Annotated in this window: 16 protein-coding genes; 7 read left to right on the top strand and 9 right to left on the bottom strand. The window is 69.1% G+C overall.

Annotated features, from left to right (window positions below):
• Window positions 1-79: 79 nt before the first annotated feature.
• Window positions 80-1,261 (bottom strand): ATP-binding protein, encoded by a 1,182-nt coding sequence (locus tag NOCYR_RS27435; protein ID WP_014353681.1) that lies wholly within the window; start codon window positions 1,259-1,261, stop codon window positions 80-82.
• Window positions 1,262-1,413: 152 nt separating this feature from the next.
• On the opposite strand from NOCYR_RS27435, the gene NOCYR_RS27430 reads away from it, so the two are divergent.
• From NOCYR_RS27430 to NOCYR_RS27420, 3 genes are all read left to right on the top strand, one after another.
• The gene (locus NOCYR_RS27430) at window positions 1,414-1,710 is read left to right on the top strand and encodes a hypothetical protein (RefSeq protein ID WP_014353680.1); all 297 of its coding nucleotides are present in this window, start codon (window positions 1,414-1,416) and stop codon (window positions 1,708-1,710) included.
• Window positions 1,711-2,185: 475 nt separating this feature from the next.
• Window positions 2,186-2,776 (top strand): C40 family peptidase, encoded by a 591-nt coding sequence (locus NOCYR_RS27425; protein ID WP_014353679.1) that lies wholly within the window; start codon window positions 2,186-2,188, stop codon window positions 2,774-2,776.
• A gap of 3 nt (window positions 2,777-2,779) precedes the next feature.
• Complete coding sequence (locus NOCYR_RS27420; protein ID WP_014353678.1) at window positions 2,780-3,181, top strand: RNA-binding S4 domain-containing protein; 402 nt, start codon at window positions 2,780-2,782, stop codon at window positions 3,179-3,181.
• A 7-nt stretch (window positions 3,182-3,188) separates the two neighbouring features.
• On the opposite strand, the gene NOCYR_RS27415 is transcribed toward NOCYR_RS27420, so the two are convergent.
• The 3 genes from NOCYR_RS27415 to NOCYR_RS27405 are packed head-to-tail and all read right to left on the bottom strand — an operon-like array spanning window position 3,189 to window position 10,707.
• Window positions 3,189-4,946, bottom strand: coding sequence for a fatty acyl-AMP ligase (locus tag NOCYR_RS27415; protein ID WP_048833789.1), 1,758 nt, complete (start codon window positions 4,944-4,946; stop codon window positions 3,189-3,191).
• Between the two features lie 5 nt (window positions 4,947-4,951).
• Window positions 4,952-10,450 (bottom strand): type I polyketide synthase, encoded by a 5,499-nt coding sequence (locus NOCYR_RS27410; RefSeq protein ID WP_014353676.1) that lies wholly within the window; start codon window positions 10,448-10,450, stop codon window positions 4,952-4,954.
• Window positions 10,447-10,707 carry an acyl carrier protein gene (locus tag NOCYR_RS27405; RefSeq protein ID WP_048833788.1) on the bottom strand — a complete coding sequence of 87 codons (261 nt, stop codon included), beginning with the start codon at window positions 10,705-10,707 and terminating at the stop codon, window positions 10,447-10,449. The genes NOCYR_RS27410 and NOCYR_RS27405 overlap by 4 nt, the downstream gene beginning before the upstream one ends.
• Before the next feature lie 148 nt (window positions 10,708-10,855).
• Between NOCYR_RS27405 and NOCYR_RS27400 the strand changes: the two genes are divergently transcribed.
• A complete protein-coding gene (locus tag NOCYR_RS27400) occupies window positions 10,856-11,815 on the top strand; it encodes an MBL fold metallo-hydrolase (RefSeq protein WP_231856003.1) in 960 nt (319 codons plus the stop codon).
• A 127-nt stretch (window positions 11,816-11,942) separates the two neighbouring features.
• Here NOCYR_RS27400 and NOCYR_RS27395 read toward each other — a convergent pair whose 3' ends face one another.
• Window positions 11,943-12,920, bottom strand: a complete 978-nt coding sequence (locus tag NOCYR_RS27395) for an NAD(P)H-dependent flavin oxidoreductase (protein ID WP_014353674.1) — start codon at window positions 12,918-12,920, stop codon at window positions 11,943-11,945.
• A 331-nt stretch (window positions 12,921-13,251) separates the two neighbouring features.
• On the opposite strand from NOCYR_RS27395, the gene fadD5 reads away from it, so the two are divergent.
• Entirely contained in the window at window positions 13,252-14,820 is a 1,569-nt protein-coding gene (fadD5, locus tag NOCYR_RS27390; RefSeq protein WP_014353673.1) for a fatty-acid--CoA ligase FadD5, read from the top strand.
• Window positions 14,821-14,966: 146 nt separating this feature from the next.
• Here fadD5 and NOCYR_RS27385 read toward each other — a convergent pair whose 3' ends face one another.
• The 3 genes from NOCYR_RS27385 to NOCYR_RS27375 form a co-directional block, all read right to left on the bottom strand.
• Window positions 14,967-17,342 (bottom strand): lysylphosphatidylglycerol synthase transmembrane domain-containing protein, encoded by a 2,376-nt coding sequence (locus NOCYR_RS27385; RefSeq protein WP_014353672.1) that lies wholly within the window; start codon window positions 17,340-17,342, stop codon window positions 14,967-14,969.
• A gap of 163 nt (window positions 17,343-17,505) precedes the next feature.
• Entirely contained in the window at window positions 17,506-18,270 is a 765-nt protein-coding gene (locus tag NOCYR_RS27380; RefSeq protein ID WP_014353671.1) for an SDR family NAD(P)-dependent oxidoreductase, read from the bottom strand.
• Window positions 18,257-19,039: a 2OG-Fe(II) oxygenase gene (locus NOCYR_RS27375; protein ID WP_014353670.1), complete on the bottom strand. Its 783-nt coding sequence runs from the start codon at window positions 19,037-19,039 to the stop codon at window positions 18,257-18,259. Before NOCYR_RS27375 ends, NOCYR_RS27380 begins: the two co-directional genes overlap by 14 nt.
• An 82-nt stretch (window positions 19,040-19,121) precedes the next feature.
• On the opposite strand from NOCYR_RS27375, the gene NOCYR_RS27370 reads away from it, so the two are divergent.
• Window positions 19,122-19,721, top strand: a complete 600-nt coding sequence (locus NOCYR_RS27370) for a GDSL-type esterase/lipase family protein (RefSeq protein WP_014353669.1) — start codon at window positions 19,122-19,124, stop codon at window positions 19,719-19,721.
• Between the two features lie 113 nt (window positions 19,722-19,834).
• On the opposite strand, the gene NOCYR_RS27365 is transcribed toward NOCYR_RS27370, so the two are convergent.
• Window positions 19,835-21,262 carry an ABC1 kinase family protein gene (locus tag NOCYR_RS27365; protein ID WP_228793033.1) on the bottom strand — a complete coding sequence of 476 codons (1,428 nt, stop codon included), beginning with the start codon at window positions 21,260-21,262 and terminating at the stop codon, window positions 19,835-19,837.
• A 98-nt stretch (window positions 21,263-21,360) separates the two neighbouring features.
• On the opposite strand from NOCYR_RS27365, the gene NOCYR_RS27360 reads away from it, so the two are divergent.
• Window positions 21,361-22,134: a GntR family transcriptional regulator gene (locus NOCYR_RS27360; RefSeq protein WP_014353667.1), complete on the top strand. Its 774-nt coding sequence runs from the start codon at window positions 21,361-21,363 to the stop codon at window positions 22,132-22,134.
• Window positions 22,135-22,207 lie beyond the last annotated feature (73 nt).

The raw sequence follows: 22,207 nt of genomic DNA, 5'->3' as shown, positions 1-22,207 counted from the left end.
AAGTTGGTTACCCGCCGGTAGGTCTGGAGCTCAGCTATTTCTACGGGTTTCTAACGATCTTGATAGATGCGGCCCCAGATCAGACGCTGCGCAGATACCGGCCGAAATGCGGCACGGTGAACCCGATCGTGCCCCGTTCGGCCGAGTAGATCAGTCCCTTCTTGATCAAGCCGTCGCGAGCGGGGGACAGCGAGGCCGGTTTACGCCCCAATTCCGCCGCGACCGCCGCCGTCGCCACCGGGCCGTCATCGCCGGACAGATCCGCCATGGCCCGCATGTATTCGCGTTCGGCCGGGGTTGCGCGTTCGTAGCGCGAACCGAAGAAGCCGACCGCGAGTTCCTCCTCGGCGGTCGGCGCGGCGACCGCGACGTCCTCGGCGGTGATCGGGCTGCCCGGTGCCTGATCCCAGGTCGCCTTGCCGTAGGCCTGTACGAAATACGGGTAGCCGTCGGCCTTTTCGTAGAGCGCGCGCAAGGCGTCGTCGGTGAACTTGACTTCCTCGCGTTCGGCCGGCGCGATGAGCGCCTGATCGGCGGATTCGCGGTCGAGCCGGTCGATGCGGTGGTAGCTGAACAGCCGCTCGGAATAGCTCTTGGAAGCCGAGAGCACCGCGGGCAGATGCGGCAGGCCCGCCCCGACCACGATCAGCGGCGCCGCGTCCTGGCTCAATTCATGGCAGGCGCCGCAGATCGCGGAAATGTCGGCGGGACCGAGGTCCTGCATCTCGTCGATGAAAATCGCGATCCCGACCCCGATATCGGCGGCAAGAGCCGCCGCCTCGACCAGCAGTTCCACCAGGTCGATTTCGATATCGCCGGAATCGGCGCGTCCGGTCACCGCCGGCACGTCGATGCCGGGTTGCCAGCGTTCCCGCATGCCCTTGTCGGCGGTCGCGCGCAAGGCGAAGGCCTTCAGGATGCCGAGGAAATCATCGACCCGCTCGGGATTGCGATGCGCCATCGCGATCGCGCGCACCGCCATATGCAGCGCCGAGGACAACGGGCGGCGCAATTCCTGATCGGGGCGCGCCTCGATCTTGCCGGTCCCCCAGCCGCGTGAGACCGCGGCGGAACGAAGTTGATTGAGCAGCACGGTTTTTCCGACGCCACGCAGGCCGGTGAGCATGACGCTGCGTTCCGGGCGGCCGCGCGCGATGCGCTCGAGCACGATATCGAAAGCGTCGAGTTGTTTGCCGCGCCCGGCCAATTCGGGCGGGCGCTGTCCGGCGCCTGGGGCATACGGATTGCGCACGGGGTCCATACCCCGACACCGTAGCGCGTCCGGTCAGCGATATCTGGGCATCTCTACGGCGTGTTCTAGATACTGCTATCGATTCCTGAGCACGGAGCGGCGGGCCGGCGCCGGAACGGGGCGAAACTAGGCTGGGACTCCCGCGAAGATTGGAGTCGATCATGTCCGGCGAGCAGCAGTTGCCCGGCGAAGAGGACATCCCCTCCGGCACCGCCGAGGTGGTCGAGTCCTGGGAGGTGCCCGCCGGTTCGGTGGTCGCGAGCCGGATCCGCGACAACATCCTGATCGCGATCGAACGCGGTTACGACGATCCGCAGCTGGTCGCCGACCTGGCGGTCGGGCCGCTGGTGATGGCGGTCGGCAAGCTGGAGGTGGAGCTGGCGGCCGCGCGGCGCCGGATCGAAGAACTCGAGCGATCGGTCGGCGATCTCACCAGCGGGTCGGGCGCCGGGCGATAGCTGAGTGGATGCTGCGATATCGGTTGTTCCGGAGTTTCCGGGACGGGAACGCTCTGGCCAGCGCCGACGGGGTTCGGGTATCGGCATCGGTCCGATAACGGGGCGTCTCCAGTGACATCGGTCCGTTATCCGCGGCCCATTCCGTCAATGATCCGGTTGCCCAGCGTGTTTGCATTCGTCCGTGCAGATTGTGAAAAGTCCCAGCTCTGTGCGCTGGACAACATCGCGTCGGCACCGTAATCTTCTCGTGACTTAGTGGAGTCTGTCGCTTCGTCAGAGAAGCGGCGCCACTGGTCACCGCTTCATCGTCGGTCGGGATTCGTGGATCTCGGCTGTTCGAACCGGGCATCGGCAGGTTGTCGTGGACCTCGCCCGGTCGGCGGTAGAGCACGAAGATCGGAGACGCAGCTCGGTGGGTAAACACAGCTTGCAGCGGGATTCTCGTTTGCCGAATTCCGTCAAGGGTGCGCTCGTCATGGGCGCGGTGGCAGCATCCACAGGGGCCATGCCGGCCATCTCGGCGTCGGCGGCCACGATCGACGTTCCCGGTGTCGGCAAGTTCGAGGTGGACGTTCCGCCCGAGTTCGAGCAGCCGGTGAACGAGCTCAACAAGCAGTTGCAGGCCGCGATGGCCCCGCACGCGCAGGGCGGGCCGCAGGCCGCCGCCCCGGCACCCGGTGTTCCCGGCTTCGCCCCGGTGATGCCCGGCGTGTTCGACAACTCCCCCGGCGATATCGCCCTCAATGCCGCCAAGACCAAGGTCGGCGCCCAGTACTCCTGGGGCGCGGCGGGACCGTTCAGCTTCGACTGCTCCGGTCTGGTCCAGTGGGCCTACCGGCAGGCCGGAATCCAGCTGCCCCGCACCAGCTTCGAACAGTCGCATGTCGGTGCGCCGGTGGCGTTCCAAGATCTGCGCCCGGGCGACATCGTCATCACCAACGGTGGCGGTCACGTCGGCATCTACGCCGGTGGCGGTCAGCTGCTCAACGCGGTCCAGTCCGGCACCCCGGTGTCCTACACCGCCCTGTCGCCGGACGACGTCGTCACCGCGCGCCGTATCGTCTAACGAGTGGCCCGCGCCGAATCCGGCAACCAGAACACCGCCGCCCAGGCCCGAGTGGATTCCTGGACGTGGTCGGTGCGTCTGTTCAAAACTCGCTCAGCCGCGGCTGAGGCCTGCCGAGGTGGCCACGTCCGCGTCAACGGGACCACGGCCAAGCCCGCTCAGCCCGTGCGTCCGGGCGACGAGGTCCGCATCCGGGTCGGCGGGATCGAACGCATCGTGATCGTCGAGCGCATCATCACCAAACGGGTGAGCGCTCCGATCGCCGCGCAATGCCTCATAGACCGCAGCCCGCCGCCGCCATCGCGCGAAATCCTCGCCACCATGCCGCGCCGCGACCGCGGTTCGGGCCGGCCGACCAAGCGGGAACGCCGGGAAACCGACCGGCTCCTCGGCCGGACCGACTGACCGGAACTCAGAGTGTGCCCGCCGCATATCGTTCGCGGCAGGCCGCACGGCGGATCTTGCCGCTGCTGGTGAGCGGCAGCCGCCCGCGTGCGGTGAGTACGACATCCATCGGTGCGATGTCGTGGAACGCCGTGACGGCGGCCCGGATGCGCCGGCTCACCTCGACTGCCTCGATGCCGGGCGTCGACAGTTCGGCGGCCAGGACCAACCGTTCGCGCACCCCGTCGTCGTGGCCGAACGCGGCGATCCGACCGGCCCGGAGTTCGGGTGCGCAGGCGGCGACGGTCGCCTCGATATCGGCCGGATAGTGATTGCGGCCGTCCACCACGATCAGGTCCTTGCGGCGGCCCGCGAGATAGAGCTGTCCGTCGAACCGGAAACCGAGATCGCCTGTTCGCAGCCATGCCGCGTCCGATCCGGGAAGGGTGTGACCGAACGTCCGCGCGGACTCGGCCGGGTTCTCGAAGTAGCCGCCGCAGACGTTCGGCCCGGCCACCCAGATCTCACCGACCACGCCCGGGCCCAGCTCGACGCCGCTGTCGGGATCGACGATGGTCACCTGCTGGCCGACCGGTACACCGCAGCCCACCAGCCGCATGCCGTCGCGCTCGTCGGAGCCGAGCACCGCGTGCCCGGCGCCGAGTGCGGCACGGTCGAACACCTGCGTCACCGGTTCCGCGTCGTGGGCGGCAATGGTCACCGGCAATGTCGCCTCAGCGAGGCCGAATCCGGGGGTATGGGCTCGATGCCGGAATCCGTGGGCGGCGTAGGTCTCGGTGAATTCGGTGAGTGTGGCGGCGCGGATCGGTTCGGCACCGTTGAGGATCGTCTGGAGACCCGAGAGGTCCAGACCGGCACGCTCTTGCGGCGTCGCGTGCGAAACAGCGAGGGAAAAGCCGAAATTCGGGGACGCGGTGGCCCCGGCGCGATAGTCGGCGCAGGCACGCAGCCAGCGCGCCGGACGTTTCGCGAATTCGCCCGGCGCCATGGTCACGGCGGGTACGCCCGAATGCAGCGGTAACGCCAGGCCGAAAACCAAGCCCATATCGTGGAAGAACGGTAGCCAGGACACGATGGGCGCCTGGGTGGTTGTCGGGAGCGCGTTCTGCAATTGATCCAGTGCGGCTGCGAGATTCGCATGAGTGATCTCGACTCCGGCCGGTGTCCGGGTGGAGCCGGAGGTGTATTGGAGGTAGGCCGTCTCCTCGGCACGGATCTGCGGAAATTCTGGTGATGGGGGCCGGCGATATCGGCTTCGTGGATCGCGGCCTCGGGCCTGCCCGCGCGGGCGACCACCTTCGACGGACACCTGGTCGACGCCGTGAGCACCGCCGGGCGTGCCGTCGATGGGGCCGGAACCGATCTCCAGCGTCGGGACCGTCTCCACCGCTACCGCCGTCCGGTGATCTCCCGCGCCGATCAGGGCGAGCGCGGGCCGGGCGTCCGCGAGGACGGCGTCGATCCGTTCCTGATCACTGGGACGCGACGACGGGAACAACGGCACCGCGACACGTCCGGCGTACAAACAGGCCAGAAAGGCGATCGGGTAACTCGATTCGTGCGGACACAGAATCGCGACGCGATCGCCGGACGCGCTGATATCCAGCAGGATCCGAGCGTAGTGCCGTGCCCCGTCGAACAATTCGGCGAAGCTGATCGGTACCGGATGGCACGACGTTCCCCGGTACCGCAGTTCGATGAAAGCCGTTGCCCCAGGCCGTTCTCGGGCATGCCGGGCGACGCGTTCGTGCAACAGGTCGGGCATCGGCGTCACGTCATCGGATCGGCAGCCGCGGGTTCGATTCGGTCGGCAAGTGCGGCCGCGAGCGCCTCGACGGTCGGATGACCGAACAGTTCGGCGGTGGCGATGCGGATGCCCAGCTCGTGTTCGAGTGCCCGCCGCATGTCCACCGCCAGCAGCGACGACAAGCCGAGGTCGTTGAAATCCGCTGTGGTATCTATCTGTTCGGCATCGAGGCGCAGGGTGTGCGCGACGATCCGCCGGATGAGCGGTACCAACGGTTCGGCCGCGCGGTCGCGGCGCGGGGCCCGCCCGGGCACGGCTTCGGGGCGGCGCGGACCCATCAGCTCGGCCAGGCGCAGCGCCACGGGTGACCGATCGGCGGTCGGCCGGTAATCGAGTGCCACCAGGTGCGGAACCTGATGGCCGATCGCCTGGCCCAGCAGTTCGGCGCCGCGCCTGCCGTCGAAGGGCACGATGCCGGCCTGCCGCAGATGCGCGGCGCCGCCCGCGGCTTCGGACAGGCCGCAATCCCACACTCCCCAGCCGATACTGGTGATCCGGCGCTGCGGATAGCACAGGGCCAGCGCGTCCATGGCGGCGTTCGCGCAGGCGTAGGCGGCTTGTCCAGGAGCACCGAACGCGCCGGTCGCGGAGGAGAACAGCAGCACGAAATCGGTGGGGTCGGCCGCGGTGAGTTCGATGAGGTTGGTGGCGGCGGCCAGCTTCGGCGCGAACATCCGGTCCAGTTGCGCGGTGGTGACGTCCTCGATCAGCGCGTCCTCCAACGCGCCCGCCGCATGCACCACGCCGCGGATGGTGGAACCGCATTCGCGGATATCGCGCAGCGCGTGCTCGAGATCGGATCGATCGGCGGTATCGCAGCGCACCACCACAATGCGATCCTCCAACCCGTCCAGCAGCCGGGGGACGGGGCGCGGGGCGCGGGTCGGCACCACCACATCGCGGGCGCCGCCATCGAGCAGCCAGCGCACCGCCACCGAGCCGAGCGCGCCGAGGCCACCGGACACCACATAGGTGCCGTGCGGGTCGATGGTGGTCGGCAGCGGCCGCGGATGCGCGGGGACGAACCGCCGGCGCGCCGGTTCCCCACCGAGGAAGCGCAGTTCGGTGGGCAGCGCGGGCGAGGTGTCGGTGAGGTACCGGGCCAGCAGCCGCGGGTCGGCCGCCTCGCCTGCCCACACCAGCCGCACCGTCCGCCCGGACTCCAGCTGCACCGACCGCAGCAGGCCCGCGACGGCGCCGGCCGCACGGGGATCGACCGCGCGCCCAGCAGGGGGCGGGACGGGCAGCACCACCGTCAACGAGGCGGCCGCGGGGCTGCGCAGCACGCGTTGCACCAGGTCCAGCACCAGCCCGATCCGGTCGACGATGGCGCCGGTTGGCTGGCCTGCCGGGTCCTCGCGCTCGGCCGGCCACACCACGATGACGGCGGTCCGCGCCGCATCCGTGCGCCCGGCGAGCACCGCGTCCACCACCGGCCCCGCCGCCTCGACCTCCCGCGCCACACGCTCGCTGGGCAGCACCCGATCCAGCTCGCGGGTGAGCCGGATGGCGGCCTCCGATTCACCGACGACCAGGGTGCGCCGGATACCGGCCGCCGATTCCGCATCGCGCGGGGATTCGGCGAGCAGTCCGGCGATCGGGAACGGTTCCCACACCTCGCGCCACCACACCGTCGCGGCGCCCGCGCCGAAGCCCGCGCCGAGTACTGTGCCGTCCGCTATATCCGTCGGATCGAGGGATCCCGGTTGCGACCGAGCCGATGTCAACGGTGCCATCGGCTGCCAGGGATCGAACTGGCGCGTGCCCGTCTGCCAGGGATCCTCGACGATCCCAGGATTCCGATCCCTCGCAGGGGATCGGCCGGAGGTAGTTTCCGGCACCGCCGGGACGGAGCCGCCGGACCGATGTGTGAACCGGATCTGGACGCCGATGAGCGCGAGGGCGGGCGCGCCGTGCTGGTCGGTGGCGATGATGTCGCCGACGAGGCCGGTCGCGGTGCGAGTGCGCAGCAGGGCGTGGGCTTCGTGGATGTGGCGGCCCGGTTCCGATGACAGCCAGGCGGATCCGACGGCGATCGGCAGCGGAATCGAGTCGGCCGGCAGCGTGGCGTGATCGAAGGCGGCGAGCAGTTGCAGGCAGCCGTCGACGGTTGCGGTGTGCTCGAGGCCGTCCTCGGCGAAGGTGCCGATGGCGCGGTCGCGGTCGCTCACGATGGCGCGCAGTGGACGGAAGGCGGGCCCGTACTCGAGCCCGTGCTCGCGCAACGCGGCATAGAAGGCGGTCGCGGCGAGGACACGCATACCGCTGCGACCAGCCCGATTGGCATCGACCACGCGCATCCATGCGATGATGTCACCGGGTGTGGGGCCATCGGTGAGCCGTGCTTTAGCCAGCGTTCCGGCACCCGGGGCCTCCGCCCGCACACTTTCCGATTCCCGCCGCAACACCACCTCGGCGGTCGCCTCGGCCGTCGCGGGTTGGTGCACGACGAGATCCGCGATCGCCGCCCGGCCGCACTCGTGCGCGAGGTCGGTGAACCGCCGCAGCCAGTACGCGGCAGGTATCAGCGCCGCCCCGGCGACGACGTGCTCGCCGAGATCCGCCACCCCGCCCGATGCTTCGCCGACCACCAGTGGAAACCGCCGGCGCCGCCACCGCCTGCGCGGCGCACCCGCGAACTCGCCAAGGGCCGACCAATCCAGCGCCCGCCCTTCGGCATACAACTGGGCGAGGCAGGTGAGCAGTCCGGCGGCCTCGTCGTCGCGGACGGTCGCCGGATGCGCCGCCAGATCGAGATCCGGGTGATCGAGTACCGCCGCGATGAGCTGCGGATGCGGGCCGATCTCCAGCACCGTCGACATCCCGGCGGCCGCCGCGGCCTCCATCGCCTGCGCGAGTTCGACCGTGCCGCGGGCATTGTCGAGCCAGTACTCGACGTCGGTGGCGTCGGTGGTGATCACCCGACCGGCGTGAGCGGTGGAGTACAGGGGCGTCTGCGGTACGCGCGCGACGACGTCCTTGATGGCCGCGCCGAACTCCGGCAGCACCGTCTCCACCTGCGGACTGTGCGCCGCGAACTCGACCGCCACCCGCCGGGCGAACAGCCCGCGCCGCCGGGCCCGCCGCACCACCGTCTCCACCGACCGCTTCGACCCCGACACCACCACCGACCGCGGCCCGTTCACCGCGGCGATCCCGGCCGAATCCCGCAGCGGCTCCACCATCAGCCCCACCTGATCCGGCTCGGCCTCCAGCACCGCCATAGCGCCGTGGCCGTCCAGCCGCGCCAGAGCCCGGCTGCGCGCGACCACCACGCGAGCCGCATCCTCCAGGTCCAGCGCCCCGCTCACCGCCGCCGCCGCGACTTCGCCGAGGCTGTGCCCCGCCACCCCGTCGGGGTGCACACCGAACGAGTTCAGCAGAGCCGCCAAGGCGATCTGGTAGGCGAACAAGGCAGGCTGAACGAAATCCGTTGCGTCCCCGTCATTCCCGCCGAACCCGCGCCGTGGGGTCCACACGCGCGGACCGCCGGCCTCCACGATGGCATCGGCAGTCGCCGTGAGCGTGCGAGCGAAGACCGGATACCGCGCCGCCAGCACCCGTCCCATCCGCCCATGCTGGGCACCCTGACCGGAAAACAGGAACAGCAGCCCACCCGGCCGCCGCCGCGCCGCCGGGCCGATCACGCGCGGACCCTGCGTGCCGGCCGCCAATCCGCTGAGCCCGGCCACAGCTTCATCGCGGTCGCCCGCGATCACCGCCGCCCGCACCGTCTCGCCGAGCAGCCGTGCGGCTCCGGCGGCCTGTACCGGCAGGGACACCCCTGGATCGACCGAGGGTGAGGGCGAATCGGCGCGTACAGCGGCCGTCGCATCGGCCTTGCTGCCTTTGGCCATGTCGTCAGCGGGGCGATGCTGGGCCTGGCGGCCTCGCGCCGAGACGGAATTCCCCCGGGTACCGGGTCCCTCGTCAGCTGGGTTATGCCGGGCCTTGTGGCCTCCCGCCGATACGGAAGTCCCCCGAGTACCGGCGGGTCCCTCGTCAGCGGGGTCATGCCGGACCTCGCGACCCCCCGCCGATGCCGATGCTTCCCGGGTACCGGCGGGTCCGCCGGCATCCGAATCGAATGTGCTCCCGGCATCGAGCCTCGGATCCAGCATGCCCGCCATGCGCACCGCCGTCTCCCGCAGCTCGCCGGCATCGCGTCCGGACAGCGGAATGAGCATCGGCGGCTGCGGCGCCGGCGCCTGTACCCGGGCGATCCCGCGCAGCGCAACGTGCGCATTGGTCCCGCCGAATCCGAACGAACTGACCCCGGCGTACCGCTCGTTCACCGGCACCGCACGCCAATCGACCGGCTCATCGGGCACGCGCAGCCCGCGCTCGCCGAGACGGAGCAGGGGATTGGGCGATGCGAAATTCGCTGTGGGCGGGATGGTTCCGTGGTGCACTGCCAGACCGGCCTTGATCAGTCCGGCGACGCCTGCCGCCGCCTCCAGATGGCCGACGTTCGATTTCAGTGATCCGATAAAGGTGGTTCGCGTGGTGTCCGCGCGTACTTCGGTGAGCGCCCCGACTTCGACGGCGTCTCCCAAAGCTGTTCCCGTGCCATGACATTCGTGATAGCCGAGCAGATCGGGTGTCAGCCCCGCACGGCGCCATGCCGCCCGGATGATGTCTCGTTGGGCCTGCCCGTTCGGTGCGTACAAACCGTTGGATCGCCCGTCCGAACCGACCGCCGACCCGGCGATCTCGGCATAAACCCTGTTCCCTTCGCGCCGGGCGTCGGCGCTGCGTTGGAGTACGACGACAGCGCACCCCTCGCCGCGCACATACCCGTCGGCGGCAACGTCGAACGGCATGCATCGGCCTGCGGGGGAGAGGAAACCGGCCTCGGCCAGATAGTCGGTGGTGTGCGGCAGCAGCGTCAGATTGACGCCGCCGACCACCGCGAACGGCACCGTCTCATCGGCGAGCAGGCGCACCGCGAGGTCGACCGCGACCAGCGACGACGAACAGGCGGTATCGACCACCAGACTCGGACCACGCAGGTCCAAGACGTAGGACAGTCGGTTGGCGATGATGCTCGACGCCGAGCCGGTCACTGCGTAGGGCGGGTCGTAACCGCCACGCCCCAGCACCACCCCGCCGTGCTCGAATCCGCACGCGCCGAAGATCACCGCACCGGCCGAACCCTGTGCGCGGTAACCGATTCCGGCATCGTCGAGCGCCTCGACCGCTACCTCCAATGCGATGCGCTGCTGTGGATCCATCAGGGCGGCCTCGCGGCCGGAGATGCCGAACCATTCGTTGTCGAATCGGTCGATGTGGGCCAGATAACCGCCGCGACGATGCCCGGCGCGTCCGGGCGGCGGCATGCCGGTCACATCGCGGCAGTCGAGTAGCAGCTGCCAGAACTCTTCCGGCCCGTCGGCGCCGGGCAGGCGGCAGCCGATTCCGATGATCGAGACCGGCACGGCGGTGGGCTGGGGTGGGCTCATCGCATGAGGGAGTCGACCAGTTGTTCGATATCGGGATGGTCGTACACCGCGGTGACCGGCACCTCGAGACCGCTGATGTCCTCCAGTCGCGCCGTCAGCCGGGCCAGTTGCGCCGAGCCGAGACCGAGGTCGGCGAAGGGTGCGGTGGTGCTGATCGTGGACGGGTCCACCGCGAGTATTTCGGCGATCGTCGCGACGGTGGTGTCGGTGAGGGTGCGACGGGTAAGCGCTTGGCCCCCTGGCAGATCCGCCGCCATCCGACCCCTCTCCCCGCGTCAAGTATCGGCAGCCGCGCACCCCGGCTGGTACCCCCGCGATTATGCCGGAGAATCCGGTGTCGGCAAGGTGCGATTGCGCTGCCTGCGTGCCCTTTCGCCGACACGCCGGATCGCCTACCGTGGCAGCGTGGCCGATATCCGCGAAGGGCGTATTCCGACCGTGCCGACCCTGCTGCGTTGCTGCGCGGCCCTGGCGGCGACGCCACCCCGATTGCTGCGACCGCGCCGCCCCGATACCGGATTGCTGGCGAGTATCGAGCAGGCGCCGCTACCGCCGGCTCGGACGAACGTCCGGTTGCGAGTGATTCCGCAGGCGACCATGTCGGCGCCCGCCACCATCGTCGCCGAGGGTGTGCGCAGTCTGCGTGAGCTGCCGATGGCGATGGGTTCGTATCTGGTCGAACATCGCAGCGCCCGTTTCCTGGTCGACCCCGCGTTGTGCGCCGACCCGCACAGCCGGGTGCTGCCGGGACTGCCGTTCCCCATCCCGCTGCTGGTCGCCCCCGACAAGCCGGTGCTCGGCCTGTCCGATGCGCTCGCCGCCCGCGATATCGCAGTCGCCGATATCGATTTCGTGCTGCCGACCCATCTGCACTGGGACCACGTCTCGGGCTTGTTCGAGCTGCCCGCCTCGATCGAGATCAAGTTGCCCGCAACAGAATTGGCCTGGGCGAAGACCGGCCCGCACGCCCCGATGTCGGTGGTGCGGGCCACGCTGGACCACCGCCCCTGCGCCCCGTTCGAACTCGACGGCCCACCGGTGCTCACCTTCCACCGCAGCAAGGACCTCTTCGGCGACGGCTCGGTGATCCTGGTCGACCTGGCCGGCCACACCCCCGGCAGCATCGGCGCCCTACTCGCCGTGGACGACGGCTCGCGTGTCCTGCTGGCCGGTGACGCCGTCTGGAACAAGCTCCAGATCGAGCTGATCCGCGAGAAGGCCCCCATGCCCGGCCTGCTGTTCGACGAAGACCGCGACGCCACCTTCGCCACCATCCACCGCCTGCACGCCCTCCCCGAGGGCATCGAAGTGGTCGCCGCCCACGACCACGACGCGGTATCAGCGCTGGCGGCGCGGCACCACTGAGCGTCGGACGGCACACCACAGTGCGCGGCCCGCCCAGCCATCGCCCACTCGGGTAGCGTCGCGACCTGCGCGGGTCGTTCCGGTGCAAATGCCGGGATGCCGAACGCGCACCCCGGCATCCAGCGGATCAGCTGACGACGACGGTCTCCGCGAGCCGCGCGGTGATCAGCTGCTCCGCCTCGCTCACCATGCGCTCGATGAGTTCGGCGCAGGTGGGGATGTCGTGGATCAGGCCCTGGCACAGGCCGACCGACCAGATGCCCGCGTCCAGATCGCCCTCGTCGAAGACGCGGCGGCCACGGGCGCCGGCGACCAGATCGCGCACGTCCTCGAAAGTGCCGCCGGCCTTCTCGATTTCGACCACCTTGCGGCTGACCTCGTTGTCGGCGACGCGGGCGGTGTTGCGCATGGTGCGGAAGATGAGCTGAGTGTCGCGTTCGCTGCCCGCGACGATGCGCTCCTTGACCTTGTGGTCGATGCACGACTCCTGGGTGCACAGGAAGCGGGTGCCCATATTGACCCCGTCCGCGCCCAGGGCCAGCGCGGCAACCAGGCCGCGGGCGTCGGCGATGCCGCCGGAGGCGATCATCGGGATGCTCAGCTCGCGGGCGGCGGCGGGGATGAGGACCAGGCCGGGGACGTCGTCTTCGCCGGGGTGGCCCGCGCATTCGAAGCCGTCGATGCTCACGCCGTCCACGCTGATCCGCTCGGCCTTGAGCGCGTGCCGCACGCTGGTGCACTTGTGCAGCACCTTGATGCCGGCGTCGCGGTAGGCGGGCAGGAACGGTTCGGGGTTGCTGCCCGCGGTCTCCACGATCTTCACGCCGCTGTCGATGATCGCCTGCACGTATTCGGCATACGGGGGCGGGTTGATCGAGGGCAGGATGGTGAGGTTGACGCCGAACGGCTTATCGGTCAGCTCCCGGGTGCGCGCGATCTCGCGGCGCAGGTCGTCGGGGGTGGGCTGGGTCAGGGCGGTGATGAAGCCGAGCCCGCCCGCGTTGGCGACGGCCGCGACCAGTTCGGCGCGCCCGACCCACATCATGCCGCCCTGCACGATCGGATGTTCCACGCCGAAGGTCTCGGTGAACCTGGTCCGCAGCATTGTTTCTCCCTCTGCTCCTCGCGGGCGCACCCGCTTTCGGGGAGATCGTGACACGCGAATCAACCTCTCGACAAGCTGTAAGTGAGTGGTGATTCGCATACGGCCGCGTTCCTGCTGGCTCGGCGCCTCTTTCTGTCGAGCCCGATAAACCGCCGATAGCCTGCGGATATGGTCAGACCGGCGTCCGCAGCCGTAGAACCGCAAGATTAACGCCGAATCAGCAGCACGAATCCTTGTTGCCGGGTAAGTTACTTGTTATTCTTCGCACAGGTTGAGCCCGTCACCACCGCCGGACGCTCCGGCGGCCACCGTGCGGGAGAGGAGTGCCTGGATGACCACCGGTGTGCAAGCGTTGGACGAGCCGATCAGATCGCGGCGCAATCATTGGAACAACCAGCTCGCGACCCACGCGGCCATGCGGCCCGACGAGGTCGCGGTGCGGTTCCGCGGCGCCGACACCACCTGGCGGCAGCTGCACGAACGCTCGCTGAAGTTCGCCGACGCGCTGGCCCGCCGCGGCGTCGGCTTCGGTGACCGGGTGCTCATCCTGGCGCTGAACTACCCCGAATACCTGGAGTCGGTCTTCGGCATCAACGCCCTCGGCGCCATCGCGGTCCCGGTGAACTTCCGGCTCACCCCGCCCGAGGTCGCCTACATCGCCTCCGACAGCGGCGCCAAGGTGATCGTCACCGACACCGTGCTGCAGCCGCTGGCCGCCGCGGTCCGCGGGCAGGTGGAATCGCTGGAGAACTGCATCGTCATCGGCGGGCAGTCCGGCGACGGCGTGCTCGGCTACGACGAACTGATCGCCGAGCAGGGGCAGCCGCATACCCCGCTCGACATCCCCGAAGACACCCCGAGCCTGATCATGTACACCTCGGGCACCACCGGCAGCCCCAAGGGCGCGATCCTGTCGCACGCCAATATGAACGCCCAGGCGCTGACCTGTATCCGGGCGCTGGCCATCGATCAGGAGTCGATCGGTTTCTGCACCTCCCCGCTGTTCCACATCGCGGGCTTGGGCAGTCTCGCACCGTATTTCATGCTCGGTGCCAAGACCGTGCTGCATCCGCTCGGCGCCTTCGACGCCACCGAATTCCTCGACGCCCTCGAGGCCGAGCAGGCGACCACGGCGTTCTGTGTGCCCGCGCAGTGGCAGCTGATCTGCGCCGAACCGACCGTCAAAGAACGCAAGCTCGCCCTGAAGGCGCTCAGCTGGGGCGCCGCGCCGGCCTCCGACACGGTGCTGCAGGCCATGGCCGACTGCTTCCCGGACGCGTTCAACGTCGCGGTGTTCGGGCAGACCGAGATGTCGCCGATCACCTGCGTGCTCGAGGGCAAGGACGCGATCCGCAAGCTCGGTTCCGTCGGCAAGCCCATCCCGACCATCCAGGCCCGCATCGTCGACGACGAGATGAATGACGTCGCCCCCGGTGAGGTCGGCGAGATCGTCTACCGCGGACCGACACTCATGCAGGGCTATTGGAACAAGCCCGAAGCCACCGCCGATGCCTTCGCCGGCGGCTGGTTCCACTCCGGCGACCTGGTCCGCCAGGACGAGGAGGGCTTCATCTATGTGGTGGACCGCAAGAAGGACATGATCATCTCCGGCGGCGAGAACATCTACTGCGCCGAGGTGGAGAACGTGCTCTTCGCCCATCCGCAGATCCGGGAGGCCGCCGTCATCGGGCGTCCGCACGAGAAGTGGGGTGAGGTCCCGGTCGCGGTCGTTGCCCTCACCGACCCGGACGCCGAGCTGACCCTGGCCGAACTGGAACCGTTCCTCAACGAGAACCTGGCCCGGTACAAGCACCCGAAGGAACTCGTGGTGGTCCCGGAACTGCCGCGCAATGCCAGCGGCAAGGTCGTGAAAGTCGAGCTGCGCAACAGCCATTCGTAGGTTTCACGTGAATCCGTGTCGCCCACAGCATGATTGACGGCGGAACCGGACCGTCGTCGGCCATGCCGCCCCGGGGATAGTCGCCCACCTCTGCGTGACAGCGAAATTCGTTGCCGCCCAGAGGTGGGCGCATCTGTCCACGGGGCTCAGATCATGTTCTTGTTGGTCATCCAGCGCATGACCTGCCAGCCGCAGAACACCGGCAACCAGCAGGTCAGCACCCGGTACAGCAGCACCGACGGCACCGCGATCTCGATCGGCAGGCCGAAGGTGGCCAGACCACCGATCAACGCGGCTTCGACCGCGCCGACACCACCGGGGGTCGGCGCCGCCGAGGCCAGGGTGCCACCGATCATTGTGACGATGGTGACCGTGACGAAGGTCGTCCCGCCGCCGAAGGCCTCCACACTCGCCCACAACGCCAGCGCCTGACCGAGCGTCAAGGCCGCGCAGCCGGCGATGATGATGGCGAACCGCTTCGGATCGCGGGCCAGATCGGTGAGCTCGCCGAGCACTTCCTGCAACTGCGGCCGCACCGAGGTGTTCAACCAGCGCCGCAGTTTCGGCACGAACATGAAGGTGCCGATGATGCCGACGCCGACGCCGGCGAGCAGGTAGAGGATGGTCGCATCCGGCACGAAATGCGACAGATCCGCCGACGTCCCGGCCGCGATACTGAAGAACACCAGCAAGCTGATGTGCGTGATCACCTGCACGGCCTGCTGCAACGCCACCGCGGCCGTCGCGCGCACGGCGCCGAGGCCGCCCTTCTGCAAGAACCGCACGCTCAGCGCGAGGCCGCCGACCCGGGCCGGGGTGGTGGTCGCGGCGAAGGTGTTGGCCACCTGCATGATCACCAGATTGCGGAAGCTCACCACACCCGACGCGCACGCCCACAACGCCGCCGCGGTGCCGATATAGGTCAGCGTCGACAACGCCAGACCGGCCAGCGCCCACCACCAGTTCGCGGTGCGCAGCTGACTGAAGAACGTCGGCACGGCGCTGATGAACGGATAGGCCACGTACACCAGGCCGATCAGCAGGACCAGCTGGATGATGCTCTTGCGGCTGAACCGGGTGATCTGCTCGGCCTCGATGCGGTCCTGGCCGGTCTGCTTGCGCACCTCCTCGCGGGTACTCGCCGTCACCGACTTCCACTCCGGCACCGATTTCCGGATTCCCGACGGCATGCCCGAGCGGGTGAGCCTGCGCGACGCGGTCAGCACCGCCTTCTCACCGAGGCTCGCGATCGCCGCACGCACCGCGGCCTCGCGGCCGAAGACCGACGCCGTCGACACCAGCAGCTGCGCCACATCGGACTGCACCTGGGCGTCGGAGGCACCGAGTTCGGCGCCGACGAAACCGCCGAAGCGGGCGACGCCGTCATCGATGCGGATCTCGTCCGGGCGCAACTCGCCGATCGCGATCTGCCGCCGGTGCAGCGAGTCCAGCGACTGCCACAGTCCGGGCAGCACCTCCTCGCCGAGCTCGGCCAGCGGCTGACCGCGCGGCACCGTATGCGCGTACAGCATCCAGCCGCGATCCAGCGACGCCACCGCCACCGGCGCGTGCGCCGCCATCCCCAGATCGCCGACCGCGATGGCCATCAACGCCCGGTGCTCCACCGCGCGATGCATCGAACCGTGCAGCGGCGCGGTTTCGCTGGACCGGAATGTCAGCCAGCGCCACAGCTGCCGCAGCGCACCGTGGCTGCGCTGATTCTTGCCGTACAACTCGACGGTGAGCTGGCGTTCCGGCCCGGCCACCGCCGCCGACAACACCAGCGGACCGGGCCCCGAGGGCCGCACCACGGTGAACGCGGTGACGGTGAAACCGCGCTTGGCCAGCACCCGCACCGCCGCATCGAGCGGCACCTCCAGCGCGGGCGTGCCGACCACCAGCACGATCACCGCGCCGACCAGCCAGCCGACCGCGAGCCCGAACATCGCCCTGGCCGGCACCACGGTGCTGACCACCAGATGGATCGGCGCGAAGGCCAGCAGCAGAAACCACATCCAGCGCCGGGCCCGGACCGGCAGCCACGGGCTCGACACCGTCAGCACCGCGGCCAGCATCGCGATCCAGCGCGGATCGTCGAGGAACTGCTGCAAGAAGGTGTTGTCCAGCTTGTCCGGCACCTGCAGATGCCATTTCGGCGCCGACAGACCCGTCCCGGTGATCGACAGCAGCAGGCCCGCCACCAGTCCGGCCGCCGCGTATCCGGCCAGCAGTTTCCACTGCCTGCCCAGCACCAGCTCGATCAGGATGGCGAAGGGCAGGATCAGGATGGCGATGCCGTAGAGCAGGTAGACCAGATTGGATTGGTCGGGATTGAGGAACCCGACGATATTGGAGACCGAACGTTCCAGTGCCAGCCACTCCGGCCGGGTGATCAGCGAACCCGCGATCACCACCCCGACGCCGATCGCGGCCAGTACGACACGGACGATGTCACTGGTCCGCCGGGTCAACGGTTGCAGCAGGCTGCCCGTGACCGGGATTTCCCGCCCATCGACTCGCATGTCGTATCGGTACTTTCGGATCGAGTTGAAGCTACGCCGGCCACCCTCGCTCACTGCAGGTGAGTATGCAGGAGGCCGAGGCGGACGATACACACCAACACGCCGCACCGATCCGGGCCGATCGGTTGCCCAGACAGATGTGAAGTGGTATCGGCGGCCGGGCTCAGCCGGCGGTGGCCCGCGCGTGCCGTCCGACGGGCGGTCCTTCTGGCGGAACGACGCTGAACACATTGCCCGTCATCTCGCCGCTGTCGAGTTCGATGATGGCGCGCACCACCTTCGTGGTTGAGATGGCGCCGGGGAACGCGTCCGGCGCGATCGCGTTGACCCGCACGCCGAACTCGTCGAACTCATCGGCCAGGTGGCGCGTCAGCTTGTTGAGCGCGGCCTTGGACGTGCCGTAGAGGGTCTGACCGCCGAACACCTCGGATCCCGACATGCTGGAGACATTGACGATATTGCGGTTACGGGCCCGATTGGCCGCGTCGTCGTGCAGCCACGACCGCTGCGCCAGCCGCGTCGCCAATCGCAGCGGCACCTCCACATTCAGCGTGAACACCGACGAGAACGCGTCCAGCGCGGCCGCACCGTCGACCACGCCGAGCGGGTGTAGCGACATGTCCGCCGCATTGTTCACCAGCAGATCCACCCGGCCGAACCGCGCCAGCGCCAGGTCGACGACCCGTTCCGGCTCGCCCGGCTCGGTCAGGTCCGAACGCACGATGAACACCCGCGAGGCGTTCTGCGGGACCTCGCGATCGGGTTCGAGCGGATCGACGAACCACTCCTCCTGAGACGGCGCCGCCGGCACCCGATTGCGGCAGACCGCGACGATGTCGTACTGGGTGTAGAGCGCGCGGCAGAACGCGTCACCTAGCCTGCCGCCCGCCCCGGTGATCAGGCAGACGCGGCGCTCACCACTGGACAATGCGGTCTCCTCCCCAACGCCGCACCACCTCGGCCTTCGGCCGGTGCAGCCACATCACCACGCAATTGCGTTCGGCGGTATTGGCACCGGCGAAGGCATGCCAGGAGCGCGGTGTGCATTCGAACATCACCAGCGAGTTGTTCAGCGGCGGCACCGTTCTCGCCGGGCGCGCCCCGCGCTCACCGCGGCTGAACAGCGCCGTCTCGCCGCCGCCACCCGGCTCCCACGGCTCGTTGGCCAGATAGAACAGCAGGGTCACCGCCCGCACCGTTTCCCTGGCGTGGATGCCGGCGCGGCGCGGGCCGGTCTTGGTGTCGACGTCCGGTTCCGGCACCCGCACCTCACCCGGCCCGGGGGCGGCGCCGGCGAACCAGGCCGGGGCCAGATCGTTGTGCGGCCAGCCGCGCGGGCTGTCGACCGGATGGCTGTGCAGCGACGCCTCGACGTCACCGGTCGCGGCGACCCCGGCCACGCCCGCGATCATGTCGTGCCATTCGCGGGACTGGAACACCGCCAGCGGGCCGTTGCTCAGCTCCGTCAACCGGATACCGCTGGCCCCATAGTTGTCGGCGACCTTGGCGAACCGGTCGGCGTGCTCGCGGCGGGCGCGCTCGAACTCCTCGGCCAAGCGCTGATAGAACTCCGGCGCGAATACATCGCGCGCGTAGACGTGCGGAAACGGCTCGGTGCGGCGAATCCAGTGCCGGCTGCCGAGCAGGTCCGCGAACCATTGCGGGGCGGCCGCGCGCCGCTCCGATTCCCCTGCCACGATCACTCCCTCCCGAACGAACACCGCGATCTTATTGCACTGGGCGCAGCTGGCCACCGACGGCGCAGGGCATGATCGTCGGATGCTTCGCGATACCCGTATCTGTTTCGTCGGCGATTCCTTCGTCGCAGGCGCCGGTGATCGATCGGCGCTCGGGTGGACCGGGCGCCTGGTCGCCGACGCGCACGCCTGCGGTCACCCGGTGACCGCGTACAACCTCGGGGTGCGCGGGCAGACCTCCACCCAGATCCGGGCGCGCTGGCTGGCCGAATCCCTGCCGCGACTCCCCGATGACGTCGACGCGCGCGTGGTGTTCTCCCTCGGCGTCAACGACACCACGATCGAGAACGGCCGCACGCGGGCCGCCGCCGCCGATTCGGTCGCCAACCTGACCGCCCTGCTCGCCGAGGCCGCCGACCGCGGCTGGCCCGCGCTGGTCGTCGCACCGCCACCGGTCGACGACGACGAGCACAATGCCCGCACCGCCGCCCTCGACGCCCGCTTCGCCGAGCTCTGCGCCACTGCTCAGGTGCCGTACGCGCGGGTCCATCAGCCGCTGAGCACCGATCCGATCTGGCGCCACGAGGTCCGCATCGGCGACGGCGCGCACCCGGACACGGACGGCTACACGGTGCTGGCCGATCTGATCCGGCCGATGTGGCGAGAGTGGTTGTCGCACTGAGCTGTTACCAGGTGGCGGCATCATCGGACGATTGCTGAGACACCCTGCGTCGGATTGTCTGGGACACTACCCGTCGATCGGGCCGCAGCGGCCGCACTGCGACAGATGCCCCCTCACCCGATCGGTACCACCCGCAACCGCCGCTGCGCACTCGGCTCGCCCGCCCGCCCCGCACTGAGCGTGCCGGCCCGCTGGAACACCTCGTCCAGAAACGGCAGCGCGCGCACCACCTCGTCCAGGTAGGAGACCTCGGCCTCGAGCTGGCTCAACGCGCCGATCAGGGTCAGCCCGGCGCGGGCGAAGGGCGTGAACGGCGCGGGCATGGCCAGCTCGCGCACCACATTCGACAGTCGCGGATTCGTCGTCCGCAGCACCTGCCTGCGCAGCCAGCGGGTGGTCAGGTGGAAGGAGTTGTGCCGCAGCGGCTCACCGCATTCGCCGAGCGCGGCGACCAACGCATCGGCGTCGAGGGGATGGCCGGGATCGACGAAACCGTGTGCGCGCACGGCGGCTTCGAGTTCGGCCGGGCCGCCGGTGAAGAAGGCATCGCAGAAATCGTAGGCGAGGGCGCGGAATTCGCTCGGCCACGGCGAGCAGGCACCGAAATCGACGATCCCGAGCCGCCCGTCGGGCAGCAGCCGGAAATTGCCCGGATGTGGATCGCCGTAGAGCAGATCGTGCTGCCAGCCGGACAGCACGAACCGCGTCATCAGCTTGCCGACGCGATCACGTTCGCAGGCATTGCCGGAGGCGATGATCCGCGAGACCGGCGTACCGTCGAGCCATTCGGTGATCAGCACATCGCCGCGCTGCTCGACCACCGCCGGGATATGGAACTCGGGTGCACCCGCGAAGGCGGCGGCGAAGGCCTGCTGGTTGGCGGCCTCGGCACCGTAATCGAGTTCGTCGCGCACACACTCGCAGATCGCCTCGGTGACGGCTTTGACGTCGGCGCCGGGCAGGAACACCGACGCGAGCGTCGAAATGCGCCGCAGTTGAGTCAGATCCGCCTCCACCGCAGCGCGCCCGCCCGGATACATGATCTTGACCGCCACCGGCCTGCCGTCGTGCCACACCCCGCGATGCACCTGCCCGATCGAGGCCGCCGCCGCGCGCCGATCGTCGAACTCGCGGAACGCGCCCCGCCAGCCCCCGCCCATGCTCGCGGCCAGCGCCGCATCGACCGTCGGCGGCAACATGACCGGCGCGGCGTCCTGGAGCCGGGTCAAGGCAATCTGATAGGGACCGGCTATATCTTCGGGCAATGCGAGCTGATAAATAGACAGCAGCTGACCGAGTTTGGTCGCGCAACCCTTCAGCTCACCGAGCACCTCGAAGATGTGCTGGGCGGTCCGCAACTGGATCTCCCGATCCACTTCCTCGGCCGAACGACCGAGCGCGCGCCGGCCCGCCCCGGCCGCCCGCCGCCCTGCATAAGCCACCGGAATGGCCGCCATCCTGGCATTGCGCACCGCGCGGCTCATCGGCGGCGTGCCGTCGGGGCGGCCTTTCGCCCGGCCATTGCCCCATCGAGTGGTCATGATTCACCTCACACTGCGCCGACCCGTAGTATCCATGTGCAGTCTGGCACATTGCGCCTAGACTGTCTGGGACGTATGGACGAAGGTGAGGGTGCAGGATGGGATCCCGGACGGTGGTCGCCGACGCTGCCGATGAGCTGGCACGCCGGGTCGCCGCGGGGGAGTACCGGCCCGGCGAACTGATGCCCTCGGTGCGCCAGGTCGCCGACGAATTCGAGATGAACCGTGCCACCGCACAGCTCACCCTCGGCAGGCTGGAGTCCTACGGTTTCGTCGACGCCCGCCGCGGCAAAGGCTTCACCATTCGCGACGTCCGCGAACTCGGCGGCATCGACGTCTACCGGCATCTGTTCCGGTACTCGGTGCCCATGCCCGAGGTCGCGATCGAGATGTTCCGCGACATCGTCGAGGTGGAGCGCGGCATCGTGATGGACGCGCTGCTGGCCTACACCGCCGGCCGCTGCGACACCGACCCGGCCGAGCTCAAGGCCGATATCGACACCCTGGAAGCGCTTGCCCGCCTGGAGGTTCCGGACTACCGCGAAATCCTCTCGGTGGAGATCGGCCTGGTCCGCAAGCTGCTCACCGCGCTCGGCTCCAGCATGCAGCGCGCGATCTTGAACTCGATCGGCGAGATGGTGCTCGAGGTGCCCGAGGCGATCGAGGCCTACTTCGCCGGCGCCGCCGACCTGCACGTGCTGGTGTGGCGGGCGATGATGGCGGTGTGGGAGTCCGATTCCGGTCCCTCCGAGGCGCAGCTCGCGCTCTTCGAAGACCTCTTCGGCATGTATCACGAGAAGGTCCTCGCCCGCTTCGCGGAATTGCTGGACGCGGCCGAGGAGCCCGATTCCACGCAGGCCGCGACTGCCTGACGGGCGTCGGCATTCCCGACCGTCCCTCCGTCCGGCGGGTTTTCCGGGCTGCCCCACGGGAGCGATTCTCCGG

It is taken from the genome of Nocardia cyriacigeorgica GUH-2 (assembly GCF_000284035.1).
Taxonomy (GTDB): domain Bacteria; phylum Actinomycetota; class Actinomycetes; order Mycobacteriales; family Mycobacteriaceae; genus Nocardia; species Nocardia cyriacigeorgica_B.
The sequence above is the reverse complement of the archived record's forward strand: the minus strand, read 5'-3'. Positions and strand labels throughout refer to the sequence as shown.